General features: G+C 66.3%; 1 protein-coding gene. It reads left to right on the top strand.

Annotated features, from left to right (window positions below):
• On the top strand, positions 1-335 hold a 335-nt coding region (locus tag JI667_RS21400; protein WP_206858459.1), incomplete at both ends, for a hypothetical protein.

The following is a 335-nucleotide window of genomic DNA, read 5'->3' as shown; positions in this document are numbered from 1 at the left end:
AAAGCGCGACACCAGCGTCGCGCCGTTCAGCGACCTTCAGAAACGGCTAGGCCGCAAGGCACCGACCAAGGCGATCCTGTCCAGCCATCCCGCCGCGGTCAGGATCTACGATGTGATGACATGGGCGGGCGAAGACATGCGCCCCCTGCCCTGGTCCGAGCGCCGCCTGCGACTGGAACAGGCGCTTGCGGAGCTGGACGAGCCGCGCTTCGACGTCTCAGAACGGCTGGAATTCACCGATTGGGACGGTCTTGCCGCGCTAAGGGCCGATCCCCCGGCGGCGGTGATCGAGGGCGTGATGCTGAAACGTCTCGACAGCGCCTATACCGCCGGTC

The organism is Bacillus sp. NTK074B, assembly GCF_017303375.1.
Taxonomy (GTDB): domain Bacteria; phylum Bacillota; class Bacilli; order Bacillales; family Bacillaceae_B; genus Rossellomorea.
This window is presented reverse-complemented; position numbering and strand designations above follow the sequence as displayed.